The sequence below is a fragment of the Corallococcus sp. EGB genome (assembly GCF_019968905.1).
In the GTDB taxonomy this organism is placed as follows: domain Bacteria; phylum Myxococcota; class Myxococcia; order Myxococcales; family Myxococcaceae; genus Corallococcus.
The window spans coordinates 7,456,552-7,470,829 of record NZ_CP079946.1 but is presented as its reverse complement, the minus strand read 5'-3'; the positions used below and the strand labels follow the sequence as shown (position 1 = coordinate 7,470,829).

The following is a 14,278-nucleotide window of genomic DNA, read 5'->3' as shown; positions in this document are numbered from 1 at the left end:
CTCCCGGATTCCTCCTGATGCATTTGACGGAACGCGGCCGGAGCCGGAAAATCGGCCCTCCGCGATGGTGGGTCAGGGGGACGCGGTCGTGGTCGGCTTTTCACGGCGCTCCCCCGTCCGCAGGGCGGCCGGGCGCCAAGCACTTTTTAGGAGGGGTATCAAGCCGGTGCTACGCTGGCGCCCTCTCCGATGGAGTTACGCATGGCGAAGGGCAAACTGGCACTCGGGCTGGATATCGGGTCGACGTCGATCAAGATGATCATGCTCAAGGAGCAGCGCAAGCGCGGTGAAGTCGGCTACGCGCTCCAGAGCTTCGGAATGAAGCCGCTGCCTCCCGAGGCCATCGTGGACGGCGCGCTCATGAACTCCACGGCCATCGTTCAGGCCGTCCAGGAGCTGATGTCCGAGCTGAAGGTCAAGGGCAAGGACGTCGCCATCGGCGTGTCCGGCCACTCGGTCATCATCAAGAAGATCCAGATGCCCCGCATGAGCCAGGACGAGCTCGAGGAGAGCATCCAGTGGGAGGCGGAGCAGTACATCCCCTTCGACGTGAAGGACGTGAACATCGACACGCAGATCCTGGACGGCGGCGGCAACGACGCCACCGGCCAGATGGACGTCCTGCTCGTCGCCGCCAAGAAGGACATGATCAACGACTACACCACCGTGGTCTCCGAGGCGGGCCTCGCGCCGGTGGTGGTGGACGTGGACGCGTTCGCCGTCCAGAACATGTTCTCCACGAACTACGAGCTGCCGGAGAAGGAGACCGTCGTCCTCATCAACGCCGGCGCCTCCGTGGTGAACATCAACATCATCGCCAACGGCGTCACCGTCTTCACCCGTGACGTGACCATCGGCGGCAACCAGTTCACCGAAGAGATCCAGAAGCAGCTCAACGTCTCCTATGAGGAGGCGGAGGCGCTGAAGATCGGCGGCAACCGCGCGGACGCGGACGCCGTGGTTCCCCAGGACGTGGAGCGCGTGCTCTCCAGCGTGGCGGAGCAGGTGGCCGGCGAAATCCAGCGCTCGCTGGACTTCTACGCGGGCACCGCCGCGGACTCGAACTTCACCAAGGTCTACCTCTCCGGCGGCACCGCGAAGATCCCCGCCCTGTTCAAGACCATCGAGGCGCGGACCGGCGTGCCGGTGGAGATCCTCAACCCGTTCCGGAAGATTGAAGTGGACAACCGCAAGTTCGACCCCGCGTTCATCATGGACGTGGCGCCCATGGCCGCGGTGGCCGTGGGACTGGCGCTCCGGCGTCCGGGCGACAAGCTGGGCTGATCCCGCTCTGGCCACGAGGAAATCACGCACATGATGATCCGAATCAACCTGCTGCCCGTCCGGGCGGTGAAGAAGCGGGAGATGGGCCAGCAGATTCTGGCCATCTACGCCCTGGCCCTGATCGCCGCGGTGGTGGGAAACTACTTCTGGTTCAAGAACCGCGACGACGAGCTGGAGAAGGCCAAGGTGGGCATCACCCAGACTCGCGCGAAGATCGCGGAGCTGGAGAAGGTCATCGGCGAGGTGACCAACATCAACGCCCGCAAGAAGGAAGTGGAGAGCAAGCTCGCGGTGCTGGACACGCTGCGCAAGGGCCGCAACGGGCCGGTGCGCATGCTGGACGCGCTGTCCTCCGCCATGCCCAAGAAGGTGTGGCTCAAGGACTTCGTCGAGTCCTCCAACAGCGTCACCATCAATGGCTCCGCGGTCAGCCATGACGAGGTCGCGGAGCTGATGCGCGGCCTGGGCGGCATGGTGTGGACGCCCAAGGGCATGGGGCGCCTGGTGGATCAGGGCCGCGGCGCCTCCAAGACTTCGCGCGTGGAGCTCTTCAACACGGAGACCGCGAGCGTGGAGGAGTTCTCCGCGGGCGACATCAAGCCCTTCTTCGGGAACATCGAACTGACCAACGCCGTGCAGTCCAAGCCCGTCCAGGCCGGCGCCCCGTCGTTCGTTGACTTCAAGCTCACCCTCACCGCCAACTACGCCATCTGATTGGCGGCGAAGGACCCCTGTCATGGAAAAATACCTGGATCAACTCGCGAAGGCCCCCCCCGCAGCGAAGTTCGGCGGGCTCGCGGCCCTCGTCGTCCTCTTGACCGTGGCCAACTTCTTCTCCTTCATCCAGCCCACGGAAGAGGACATCGTGCGCAGGACCGCGGAGCGCCGGAAGCTGGACCTGGAGCTCGCGGAGAAGAGCGAGATCGCCCAGAACCTCAACGAGCGCCGCCGTGAGATGGACGTGCTCGAGCAGAAGCTGGCGGAGGCCCTCACGGAGCTGCCCGAGCGGCGCGACATGGAGGAGCTGCTCGCGCAGATCAACGACATCGGGAAGAAGTCCGGCCTGGAGATCTCCCGCGTGGAGCCTGACAAGGAGTACGTCAGTGGCAACGAGTTCTTCGCGCGCATCCCCATCAAGATGACGGTGAGCGGCAACTACCACGAGATCGCCATGTTCCTGCAGGAGATGGCGAACATGCGCCGCATCGTGAACGTCAACAACATCAAGCTCGATAACGCGACACTGAAGAACGAGAAGGTGGTCCTCCAGAGCAGCTTCCTGGCGACGACGTTCCGGTTCATCGAGACGAAGAAAAACTAGAAACTTGATCCGCCCGGCAACTGGGGCGACAAGGGATGACGCGGATGAAGACGTTCAAGTCCACGATGACCGCTGCGGTGATGGTGCTGACCCTGTCCGCGTGTGAGGACAAGCCAGCAGCTCCGCCACCTGCTCCTCCCAAGGCCGCCGCCCCCGCGCCGGCCCCGGTGGAGGAGAAGACCGAGGCGTCGGCGGCGCCAACGTTCGTCTACACCTACAGCCCGGTGGGCAAGCGGGATCCGTTCCGCAGTCCGCTGGAGGAGCTGGGACCGGTGGCGCGTGACGCACCGGAGCGCTCCTGCAACGAACCCCTGTGCGTGTTCGACCTCGACCAGCTCAAGCTGGTGGCGGTCGTCACCGGGGACGCCAGCCCGCTGGCCATGGTCGAGGACCCCCTGGGCCGCGGCCACATCGTCCGGCGCAACACCCGCGTGGGGCGCCAGGGCGGCAAGGTCACACAGATTCTCAGAGACTCGGTCACCGTCACCGAGGTCTTCACGGGGGCCAAGGGCGAGCTCATCAGCAATCCGGTGAGCCTGCAGCTCAAGGCGGATGGAGCGAAGGACCCCGCCTACAACCTGATGACGGGCAAGAACTGGGAGTAGCGCCCCACGGCGCGCCGGCGGGCAGACGTGGCCCGCTTCCAACTTGTTGAGGGGACGCATGCTCGAGCAGAGCGCTGTGACGAGGGGCAAGTGGATCATGGCGACCGCATGGGCGGTCGTCCTGGCAAGCGCCAAGGTGTACGGCGCGGATCTCAATACGCTGAAGGACCTGCAGGTGACCCGGACAGGAGCCGGTGCCCAGGTCGTGGTGACCGGGAACCGGCCGCCCACCTTCACCGTCTTCCGGCTCAGCGGGCCGGAGCGGCTGGTGGTGGACCTGTCGTCCGCGGACGCCACCGGCATCAAGGGGCACCACGACGGCACCGGTCCGGTGTCCGGCGTGGTCGCCGCCCAGTTCTCCGACGCGCGCGCCAGCGTGGGCCGCGTGCTGGTGGCGCTCGACCAGGCCTCCCAGTACGACGTCCGCGCCGAGGGCAACCGCGTGGTCATCTCCGTGGACGGCTCGCCGGTGGCCCCCGCCGCCGCGACCGCCCAGGCTCCGCAGGCTCCGGTGGAGGCGAAGTCCGCGGACGCCGCGCCGAAGCCCGCCGCCGCGCAGGCGGTCGCCGCCGCGCCGGTGAAGGATACGTCCGCGCCGGTGGAGGCCATGGTCGCGCTGGTGCCGGAGGCGGGGACGTCCTCCAAGGCGGCCGCGTCCCAGGCCCCGGGCCGTGAGAATGTGGTCGCCACGGAAGCGGATGAGCGCGAGGTGGCCCACCCGGCCCAGCGCATCACCCGGCTCTCCCTGGATGGGGACGCGCTGCGCGTCGCCACCGACGGCGAGATCTCCCGCTACGAGGTCCTGGAGTTGGTGGATCCTCCGCGCCTGGCCGTGGACGTGTACGGCGTGGGCCTGAGCGCGAAGGCGCCCAAGGTGAAGGGCAACCTGCTCAAGGACGTGCGCGTGGGCGCGCACGAGGACAAGGTTCGCCTGGTCCTCGTGGCCAAGGGTGACATGCCCGCCTACCGCGTGGACCGCGCCGAGCGCGGCCTGGAGGTGGTGCTGGGTGGCGCGGTGGCGCGCAAGCCCAAGCCCGCGCAGCCCCGCGACGCGGTGGCGGAGACCGAGCCCCTGCGCCCGCAGCCCGTGCTGGCCCAGGACGCGGCGAAGCCGCAGCCCGCCGTGGCGCAGGCCGCGCCGCAGCCGGCGGTGGTGGAGGTCAAGGACCTGTCCTTCGACGAGAGCCCCTCGGGCGGCCGCGTGCAGCTGAAGCTGTCCGGCGCGACGGCGTGGAAGGTGGACCGGCCGGATCCGCGCAGCGCGGTGCTGACGCTGGAGAACGCGCGCCTGCCCAAGAAGCTGGAGCGCAGCCTGGACACCAGCGCGCTGGACACGCCGGTGAAGATGATCAGCGCCTTCAGCGTGCCGGGTGAGGGCCGCAAGGTGCGCCTGGTGGTCGCCGCGGACGGCGCCATCGAGGAGAACGTCACCCAGGGCGCCAACAGCCTGAGCTGGCGGCTGGACGTGCAGGGCGTGAAGACGGAGGAGGTGGCCGTCACCCAGCGCACCGCCGGCTTCACGGCGGAGGCCCCGGCTTACGCGGCGGAGGGCGCGCCCCAGCAGGCGCGCTACCGCGGCAAGCGCGTGTCCTTCGAGTTCAAGGACATCGACATCCAGAACCTGCTGCGCGTCATCGCGGAGATCTCCAAGCGTAACATCGTGGTGGCCGACGACGTGTCGGGCCGCGTGACCATCCGCCTGCGCAACGTGCCCTGGGACCAGGCGCTGGACCTCATCCTGCGCACCAAGCAGCTGGGCCAGGAGCAGGTGGGCAACATCATCCGCATCGCGCCGCTGAAGACCCTGGAAGAGGAGGCGCGGCTGCGCCAGGAGCGCAAGAAGTCGCTGCAGCAGCAGGAGGACCTGCTGGTCAGCCTGGTGCCGGTGAACTACGCGGTGGCCGGTGACATGTCGGCGCGCGTGAAGGACGTGCTCAGCGACCGCGGCTCGGTGACGGTGGACACGCGCACCAACGTGCTCATCATCAAGGACATCCGCTCCAACACGGAGAAGGCGCGCGCCCTGGTGCGCAGCCTGGACACGCAGACGCCGCAGGTCCTCATCGAGAGCCGCATCGTGGAGGCGAGCACCACCTTCAGCCGCGCCCTGGGCGTGCAGTGGGGCGGTCAGACGCGCTTCTCCACGGCGACCGGCAATCCCACGGGCCTCATCTTCCCCAGCGCCATCGGCGTGACGGGCGGCGCCGGCGGTACCGCGCCGGGCGTTCCCACCCAGCCCAACTTCGCGGTGAACCTGCCGGCGGCGGTGGGTGAGGGCCTCGGTGGCGCCATGGGCTTTGCCTTCGGCTCCGCGGGCGGCGCCGTGCAGCTGAACCTGCGCCTGTCTGCGGCGGAGACGGAGGGCACGGTGAAGACCATCTCGTCGCCCAAGGTGACCACGCTGGACAACAACACGGCCCGCATCAGCCAGGGTCTCTCCATCCCGTTCAGCCAGACGTCGGCCGGCGGTGTGAACACGACCTTCGTGGAAGCGCGCCTGTCGCTGGAAGTCACGCCGCACATCACCCAGGACGGCAGCATCCTCATGTCCATCGCGGCGCAGAACAACCAGCCGGACCCGTCCAACACGGGCGCCAACGGCCAGCCGTCCATCCAGCGCAAGGAGGCCAACACCCAGGTGCTGGTGAAGGATGGCGACACGACGGTCATCGGCGGCATCTACGTGCGCCGCGGTAGCACGTCTCGTGACTCGGTGCCCTTCCTGTCGAAGATTCCCGTGCTCGGCTTCTTCTTCAGGAGCAGCTCCGAGACGGATGAGCGGCAGGAGTTGCTCATCTTCATCACGCCCCGCATCCTCAACCGGCAGACCATCGCGCAGAGCCTCTGAGCGGCGCCACGCCCTGATTGGGAGAGACCATTCCAATGAAGCCTATCATCATCGCGGCGGCCCTGGCGCTCGGGCTCTGCTCGTGCACCGAGAGTTCGCCCGTCGTCCAGATCACCAGCATCAAGCTGCCCAGCGCGACCTGCACGGTCGAGTCCGATGCTCCGGGCATCGCGCGCGGCTCGCTCGACGTCTCGGTAGGCCGGTCCTACGTGCTGGCCTTCCTGGTGAACAACACGTACGCCCAGACGGCCGTCGATATCGGCGAAACCCCCCTGGAGCCGGGGGATGGCACGGGAGGAGCCGGCACCGCGTTCGTCAAGACGCTGCGGCTGTCCTACGCGACGTCTCCGAACATCAACCTCCCCTCCGGGACGGTGAACTACACCGCGGGCCTGTCTCCCTCCAGCGAGGGCAACATCCTCGTGGCCAACCTGCTGACGGCGGAGGCCAGCCAGAAGCTCGCGGACAGTGTGGCGCTCGGTCAGAGCGTCGAGGTGAGCATCAACGTCCAGTTCGCTGGCGAGTTCAGCGCGAGCAACAAGAAGTTCGAGACGAACGAGGTCGTCTACTCGTTCACCGCGTACAAATCGGGCGTGACCATCCCGGCCTGCGCAGCCGGCGAAGTTCCCGATGCCCTGGCGCCGTGTGGCCAGCGCGGCGGGCAGGAAGGCGCCTATCCCAAGTGCCAGTGAGTCCGGCACCCGTCACTTCGCGCTGGGAGGACCATGTCTTTTCGCACGCACCTTGAAGCGGTGGTGAACCAGGTGGACGGAGCCCTCGCGTGCAGCGTGATGGGCTTCGACGGCATCTCCGTGGAGACGTTCCAGAAGGACGAGGCCACGGAGCTGGACGTCTCCGGCACCTGGGTGGAGTACGCCAACCTGCTCACGCAGTTGAAGAACGCGGCCGAGTCGCTGAAGACGGGCACCGTCTCCGAGGTGTCCGTCAACAGCGAGAAGGTCCTCACCGTCATGCGCCTGTTGACGCCGGAATACTTCCTGGTGCTCGCCCTGCGGGCGGAGGGGAATTTCGGCAAGGGGCGCTATGTCCTGCGCGTCACCGCGCCGAAGGTGAAGGCGGAGTTGTAGCCATGCACGTCCGCCCGGGCAGGGGCTTGTCGAGCCTGCCCGGCGACGCAGCGTGCCTCCGCTTTCCTCTTTGCAGGAACCAGGGCATGGGCTAGACACCCCGGACTTTCGTCTCAACGTTTGTCTGAGGAGTCGGTCCCATGGCCGGGTTTGTCGATACGTCCGAATTCCGCAATGGTTTGAAGATCTTGTGGGAGGACAAGCCGTACGTCATCGAGTACTTCCAGCACGTCAAGCCTGGCAAGGGCTCCTCCTTCACCCGCACGAAGATCCGCAGCCTGCTGGATGGCCGCGTCCTGGAGCCCACGCTGAAGTCCGGTGACAAGGTGGGCACCCCGGACATCGAGTCCAAGGACATGCAGTACCTGTACGTCCAGGACGGCGACTACTACTTCATGGACAAGCGCAACTACGAGCAGACCTACCTGAGCAAGGAGGCGCTCGGAGAGGCGGCCAACTTCCTGAAGGAGAATCTGGACGTCGAGATCCTCTTCTGGAACGGCAAGGCCATCAACGTGACGGTGCCGAACTCCGTGGACCTCAAGGTCACCAAGTGCGACCCGGGCGTGCGCGGCGACACCGTGTCCGGCGCCCTGAAGCCCGCCACGCTGGAGACCGGCTTCACCGTCAACGTGCCCCTGTTCATCAACGAGGGCGACGTGCTGAAGATCGACACGCGTGACGGTGGCAAGTACCTCACCCGCGTGTCCACCGCGGGCTAGCAGCGGCTTTCCTTCACCTGACGACCCGGGAGGGGTCTGAATGGCAACGAAGCGCAAGGCAACCCGGTCGGCCGAGTCCTCGGGCGCGGCCGCCGGACGGGATTCGGGCACCACGTCGCTGGACGTGGAGGCCCTTCGACAGATTGTCGAAATCCTGGAGGCCTCCGACGTCACCCGGCTGGTGTGGACGAAGGGCCCGGAGAAGCTCTACATCCGCCGCGGTCACGCGCCGGAGACGACCATCGTCCACCACACGGCGCCGTCCGGCCCCGGGGTGACGGTGTCGCCCCCGGTGGAGTACGCCGCCCCGGCCGCTCCCCGTCCCGCCCCCGCCCCGTCCGCGGCCCCCGTCGCCGCGGCGCCGGAGAAGCCCGCGGAGAAGCCGGGCCACCTGGTGAACAGCCCGTTCGTGGGCACGTTCTACCGGACCCCCGCGCCGGATCAGCCCCCGTTCGTGGACGTGGGCACGGTGGTGCGCAAGGGCCAGGTGCTCTGCATCGTGGAAGCGATGAAGTTGATGAATGAAATCGAGTCCGAGGTCCCCGGCCGCATCGCCGAGGTCCTCGTGGAGAACGGTCGCCCGGTGGAGTTCGGCCAGGCGCTGTTCCGCATCGAGCCGGCCTGAGTCTCTCTTTGTCAGGCGCGTCCGGCCCTTCCGGGCGGGGCGCGCCTCAAGGCCCTCGCGAAGGAGCACGGCCGTGTTCAAGAAGGTCCTGGTCGCCAACCGCGGGGAGATTGCCCTGCGGGTCATCCGCGCATGCCGAGAGCTGGGCATCGCCACCGTGGCGGTGCACTCCACCGCTGACGCCAACGCGCTGCACGTGCGCTTCGCGGACGAGGCCGTCTGCATCGGGCCGCCTCCGTCCAAGGAGAGCTACCTCAACGTGCCGCAGCTGCTCTCCGCGGCGGAAATCACGCGCGCGGACGCCATCCACCCGGGCTACGGCTTCCTGTCGGAGAACGCCGAGTTCGCGGAGGTCTGCGAGAACTGCAAGATCCGCTTCATTGGCCCGCGCCCGGAGATGCTGCGGCTGATGGGCAACAAGGTGCGCGCGCGCGCCGCGGCCCGCGAGGCGGGCATGCCGCTGCTTCCGGGCAGCCCCGGCACGGTGAAGGACCCCCGCGAGGCGGAGGCGTTCGCGAAGGAGATCGGCTTCCCGGTCATCCTGAAGGCGGCGGCGGGCGGCGGCGGCAAGGGCATGAAGATCGTCCGCGAGCCGGGCGTGCTCGCGCAGGCGTTCTCCACCGCGCAGGCGGAGGCCCTGGCGTCCTTCAACAACGGCGACCTCTACATCGAGCGGTACGTGGAGAAGCCGCGCCACATCGAAATCCAGATCGTCGCGGACGAGCACGGGAACATCATCCACCTCAATGAGCGTGAGTGCTCGGTGCAGCGCCGGCACCAGAAGCTCATCGAGGAGAGCCCGTCGCCCGCGCTCACGCCGGAGCTGCGCCAGCGGATGGGCGAGGTGTCCGTCGCCGCGATGAAGAAGCTCCGTTACAACAACGTGGGCACCATCGAGTACCTGCTCGACGAGCGCGGCGAGTTCTACTTCATGGAGATGAACACGCGCATCCAGGTGGAGCACCCCGTGACGGAGCTGGTCATGGGCGTGGACCTGGTGCGTGAGCAGATCCGCATGGCCTACGGGCACCCCCTGCGCTTCAAGCAGGAGGACATCCAGATCCGCGGGCACGCCATCGAGTGCCGCGTGAACGCGGAGGACCCCGTCACCTTCGCGCCGTGGCCGGGCAAGATTACCGGCTACAGCGTGCCGGGCGGCTACGGCGTGCGCGTGGACTCGGCCGCCTACGAGAACTACACGGTGCTGCCGCACTACGACAGCCTGCTGTCGAAGCTCATCGTGCACGCGGAGGACCGCGAGACGGCCATCCGCCGCATGCAGCGCGCGCTCTCCGAGTACGTCGTGGAGGGCATCCGCACCAACATCCCGTTCCACCGGGCCGCACTGGCGGAGGAGTCCTTCCAGGAGGGCAACTACGACACCCGCTTCGTGGAGCGCCTGCTGGCGAGCGAGACGGGGTCGCGCCGCCTCAAGAAGGCCGTGGAAGAGACGCCGTAGCGCTGCGTGGCGAAGTCGTGGAAAGCCCGCCGGGCGGACGAGCGTCCAGGCGGGTGATCCAGCCCTGGGGGAGGGCAGGCTGTTTCTTGACCCGCATCGGAGGATTCCGTTAGCCTCCGAACCTCCCCCCCAGAGAAGGACTGAACCCCGCGAAGTTCCTCGGGGTTTCTGCCTGCCGGAAGCGCACGCTCGATGGACAAGAACAAGATCATCGAAGCCGCCGCGAAGCTGGTCGCGAAGGGCGCGTACGACAAAGCCATCAAGGAGTATCAGAAGGTCCTGGAGGTCGACCCGAAGGACATCCGGGTCCTCCAGAAGATGGGGGAGCTGTACCAGAAGAAGGGCGACAACGCGCAGGCGGCGCACTTCTTCACCAAGGTCGCGGAGAACTACTCCTCGGACGGCTTCTTCCTGAAGGCCGTCGCCCTCTACAAGCAGGTCCTCAAGCTCAACCCGAACCTGCTGGAGGTGAACCTCAAGCTGGCGGAGCTGCACCAGCAGCTGGGGTTGATGTCGGAGGCGATGGCGTACTTCCAGATCGTCGCCAATCACTACGACAAGGCGGGCGACACCAAGTCCAGCCTCGATACGCTGAAGAAGATGGTGGATCTCGACCCCGAGAACGTGGCGTCGAAGATCAAGCTCGCGGAGCTGTACGCGCGCGAGAGCATGACGAAGGAAGCGGCGCAGGAGTTCAAGCGCGCCGCGGAGTACCTCAAGCGCAACGCCCGCGCGGATGACTGGCTGCGCGTCGCCGAGCGCCTCTCCGCGCTGGAGCCGGACAACCTCCCGCTCGCGAAGGAGCTGGCCGCTTCGTACCTGCAGCGCGGTGACCAGAAGCGCGCGCTCGCCAAGCTCCAGGTGTGCTTCAAGGCGGATGGCCGGGACGTGGAGACGCTGACGCTGCTGGCGCAGGCGTTCCAGGGGCTGGGCCAGGTCTCCAAGACGGTGTCCGTCTACAAGGAGCTCGCGAAGATCCACCAGGAGCGGGGCCGCACCGCCGAGGCGGATGGCGTGTGGGGGCAGATCGAGCTGCTGGATCCGCAGGATCCGGATCTGCTCGCGCGCCGGGGGCCCGTGGCCGAGCCGGAGCCGGTGCACGCGCCCGTCGCCGTGCACGCCCCTGTCGAGGAGGCCGCGCCGGCCTGGAACGCGCCGGCCCCCGTGGCGACTCCGTCCCGTCCCGCGCCCGCCCCGGCGCCCGCGGTCGTTGCGCCGCCTCCGCCCGCGGGCCTGAGCCGCGAGCAGCTGTCCAAGCTGCTGACGGAGACGGACGTCTACGTGAAGTACGGGCTCCACGACAAGGCGCTGGAGCACCTGCGCAAGGTCTTCTCCGTGGATCCGGAGAACCTGGACGCGCACGAAAAGGCGTACCACATCTACGTGGCGGCCAATAACACCGCGCAGGCCTCGGAGCAGCTGCTGAACGTGCTGCGTCTGTGCACGCGCCGCGCGGACGTGCAGCGCGCCCAGCCGTACCTGGCCACCATCCTCCAGGAGGATCCGGGGCATGCGGAGGTGCCCGCCTTCCTGTCCGTGCTGCGCGCGGAAGGCGGCATCATCGCGCCGGCGGTGACGCCGGGCGTGGAGTCGCTGGAGGAGGACGCCATCCTGGTGGACTCCAACGACGACGAGATCCTCGTCGCGGATCCGCCGGAGGACGCGCTCGCGCAGCCCTCGGGTGACGAGCTGGCGCTGGCGGCGCTGAGCCACGGGGCGGACTCGGACGAGATCGTCGACGACGAGGTCGCTGAGGCCACGTTGAGCGGCGAGGAAGCGGTGATGGGCGAGCCCATCAGCTCCGCCGAGAACACCGTCTATGACCTGCCGTCGCAGGACGGCCTGGTGATGGGGTCCGACGAGGACTCGCTGGTGCTCGCGGACGAGCCGGGCCTGGGCGGTCCGGATGCTTCCGACGACGAGCCGCTGGTCGCCCAGGACGACGACGCGCTGATGTACGCGGGCGGCGACGAGCCCATGGTGCTCGCGGACGACGCGGGCGGCATGTCCCTGGGGGACGAAGAGGAGCCGCAGCCCACGCGCGTGCTGTCCCCGTCGCGCGCGCTGCTGGACGAGGCCGCGCCGGACACGCTGCAGCTGCCGACCCTGGACGACGGCGGCGACGAAGCCCTGGTGGAGCCCGGCATGGCGCTGGGCGAGGACGACGACGCGCCCACGCGCGTGGGGCTCGCGCCGCTGGATGCGTCCGCGCTGGACGACGCCGGCCTGGACGAGAGCTTCGCCGCGCCGGTGGAGGAAGAGGCGGCCCCGTACGCGGGCGGCATGTCGCTGGGCGACGAGGATGACGACGAGCCGACCGCCGCGCACATGGTGCTCCCGTCGATGGAGGAACTCTCCTACGACGAGCCCCAGGCCGACGCGGTCGCTGTCGAGCCTGAGCCCGAACCGGAGCCGGAGCCGGAGCCCGTGGCGGCCGCGCCGGAGCCGGATGCCGAGCCCGAGGAGGAGCCTGCCTCCGAGGAGTGCGACGAGGCGTCTTTCTTCCTCGACCAGGGACTGCTGGAAGAGGCGCGCGAGATCCTGGAGACGGTGGCCATCGCGTTCCCGGGCCACGTGCGCGCCGCCGAGCTGATGGCGCGCCTGGAGGAGCTGGAGGCCGGCGGTGGCGCGGCCCCCGCGGACGAAGCGCCTTCCGAGCCCATGCACGTGCCCTCCGTGCAGCCCGTGACGGAGGCTTCGCTCGATGACGGCGCCGGTGGTGGCGACGCGTTCGACCTGGCGGCGCAGCTGGCCGGCGAGCTGGACGACCTGGGCGGTGAGTCGCTGGCGGCGGTGCCTCCTGCGGACGAGGACTTCCAGTACTCGGTGGATGAGGTCTTCGCCGAGTTCAAGAAGGGCCTGGCCAAGGTGGTGAAGCCCGAGGACGTGGACACGCACTACGACCTGGGCATCGCCTACAAGGAAATGGGGCTGCTGGACGACGCCGTCCACGAGTTCGACGTGGCCCGCCAGGGCTGCGTGGGCACTCCGCGCGAGCTGGACTGCCTGACGATGATTGGCATGCTGCACACCCTGCGCGGCAAGCCGGAGGAGTCCGTGGCGGTCTTCAAGGAAGGCCTGTCCAACGTGCTCGCGACGGGCGAGGTGGCCAAGGCGCTGGGCTTCGAGCTGGCGAGCGCCTACGACGCGCTCAACGAGCCGGGCAAGGCGCTCTTCCACTTCCAGCGTGTGGCTGCCATGGACGCGAAGTATCGCGACGTGGGGTCGCAGGTGACGCGGCTGTCGGCGGTGACCGCTCCGGAGGAGGACCCGCTGCCTCGCGCCGGCAAGGGCCCCGCGACGCCGGTTCCCGCCGCGGGCGTGCCGAAGGCTCGTAAAGTAGGGTACGTGTAGCGCGTCCCCCACGAGGCCCGGCGAGCGATGACGACCTACCTCGATTTCTTCGAACTCACCCAGGAGCCGTTCTCCAACGCTCCGGTGAGCCGCTTCTATTACAACTCCGCGCAGCACTCGCAGGCCCTCACCCGGCTGATGCACGCCGTGGGCTACATGAAGGGCCTGTCCATCCTCATTGGCGACATCGGCGCGGGCAAGACGACGCTCGCCCGGCGCATGCTCGACTCGCTTCCGGAGTCCGAGTACGAGGCGGCGCTGCTCGTCATCATCCACTCGGGCATCACCGCCCAGTGGCTCTTGCGCCGCATCGCGCTCCAACTGGGCGTGGAGAACCCCGCGCAGGAGAAGCTGGCGCTCCTGTCGCAGCTCTACCAGCGCCTGCTGCAAATCTATGAGTCCGGCAAGAAGGCCGTCGTCCTCATCGACGAGGCGCAGATGCTGGAGACGCGCGAGCTGATGGAGGAGTTCCGGGGACTGCTGAACCTGGAGGTGCCCGAGCGCAAGCTCATCTCCTTCGTGTTCTTCGGCCTGCCGGAGATCGAGAAGAACCTGAAGCTGGATCCGCCGCTCGCCCAGCGTGTGGCGCTCCGCTACAAGCTGGAGCCCTTCACGGCGGAGTCCACCGAGGCGTACGTGAAGCACCGGCTGCGGCTCGCCGGCTGCCCGCGCATGCCCTTCACGCCGGAGGCGCTGCTCGCCGTGCACGAGCACTCCGGCGGCACCCCGCGCGTCATCAACACCCTGTGCGACAACGCGCTCTTCGAGGCGTTCCTCGCGCGCTCGGAGACCATCAGCGCGGAGCTGGTGCACCGCATCGGCAACAACCTGGGACTCCAGGGCGGCTCGGCTGCCTCCCAGGTGAGCGAGCGGCCGGGCACGCCTGCCACGTCGCTGCCCCGGACAGCGAACACGAAGATCGACCTGGCGGAGATCGACCGCTACCTCGAGGGACTCGGTAAGCTCTAGCGG

Annotated in this window: 12 protein-coding genes; all 12 read left to right on the top strand. The window is 68.1% G+C overall.

Features of this window, described 5'->3' with window-relative positions:
- Positions 1 to 201 precede the first annotated feature (201 nt).
- The 12 genes from pilM to KYK13_RS30360 all read left to right on the top strand — a co-directional run bounded on the left by pilM (position 202) and on the right by KYK13_RS30360 (position 14,275).
- Positions 202 to 1,284: a type IV pilus assembly protein PilM gene (gene pilM / locus KYK13_RS30415; protein WP_223636800.1), complete on the top strand. Its 1,083-nt coding sequence runs from the start codon at positions 202 to 204 to the stop codon at positions 1,282 to 1,284.
- 30 nt (positions 1,285 to 1,314) lie between these two features.
- A complete protein-coding gene (locus KYK13_RS30410) occupies positions 1,315 to 1,998 on the top strand; it encodes a PilN domain-containing protein (protein WP_223636797.1) in 684 nt (227 codons plus the stop codon).
- Between the two features lie 22 nt (positions 1,999 to 2,020).
- Complete coding sequence (locus KYK13_RS30405) at positions 2,021 to 2,605, top strand: type 4a pilus biogenesis protein PilO (protein ID WP_223636794.1); 585 nt, start codon at positions 2,021 to 2,023, stop codon at positions 2,603 to 2,605.
- 44 nt (positions 2,606 to 2,649) lie between these two features.
- Positions 2,650 to 3,210 (top strand): pilus assembly protein PilP, encoded by a 561-nt coding sequence (locus KYK13_RS30400; protein ID WP_223636791.1) that lies wholly within the window; start codon positions 2,650 to 2,652, stop codon positions 3,208 to 3,210.
- 58 nt (positions 3,211 to 3,268) lie between these two features.
- A complete protein-coding gene (pilQ, locus tag KYK13_RS30395) occupies positions 3,269 to 6,058 on the top strand; it encodes a type IV pilus secretin PilQ (RefSeq protein WP_223636788.1) in 2,790 nt (929 codons plus the stop codon).
- 35 nt (positions 6,059 to 6,093) lie between these two features.
- Complete coding sequence (locus tag KYK13_RS30390) at positions 6,094 to 6,750, top strand: hypothetical protein (protein ID WP_223636786.1); 657 nt, start codon at positions 6,094 to 6,096, stop codon at positions 6,748 to 6,750.
- Positions 6,751 to 6,783: 33 nt separating this feature from the next.
- Entirely contained in the window at positions 6,784 to 7,146 is a 363-nt protein-coding gene (locus KYK13_RS30385; RefSeq protein ID WP_223636784.1) for a hypothetical protein, read from the top strand.
- 140 nt (positions 7,147 to 7,286) lie between these two features.
- Positions 7,287 to 7,868: an elongation factor P gene (gene efp / locus KYK13_RS30380; RefSeq protein ID WP_223636782.1), complete on the top strand. Its 582-nt coding sequence runs from the start codon at positions 7,287 to 7,289 to the stop codon at positions 7,866 to 7,868.
- Between the two features lie 40 nt (positions 7,869 to 7,908).
- Positions 7,909 to 8,493: an acetyl-CoA carboxylase biotin carboxyl carrier protein gene (gene accB, locus KYK13_RS30375; RefSeq protein ID WP_223636780.1), complete on the top strand. Its 585-nt coding sequence runs from the start codon at positions 7,909 to 7,911 to the stop codon at positions 8,491 to 8,493.
- Between the two features lie 73 nt (positions 8,494 to 8,566).
- Entirely contained in the window at positions 8,567 to 9,952 is a 1,386-nt protein-coding gene (gene accC / locus KYK13_RS30370) for an acetyl-CoA carboxylase biotin carboxylase subunit (protein ID WP_223636778.1), read from the top strand.
- Between the two features lie 192 nt (positions 9,953 to 10,144).
- The gene (locus KYK13_RS30365; protein ID WP_223636776.1) at positions 10,145 to 13,306 is read left to right on the top strand and encodes a tetratricopeptide repeat protein; all 3,162 of its coding nucleotides are present in this window, start codon (positions 10,145 to 10,147) and stop codon (positions 13,304 to 13,306) included.
- 27 nt (positions 13,307 to 13,333) lie between these two features.
- Complete coding sequence (locus tag KYK13_RS30360; protein WP_223636774.1) at positions 13,334 to 14,275, top strand: ExeA family protein; 942 nt, start codon at positions 13,334 to 13,336, stop codon at positions 14,273 to 14,275.
- Positions 14,276 to 14,278: the final 3 nt, after the last annotated feature.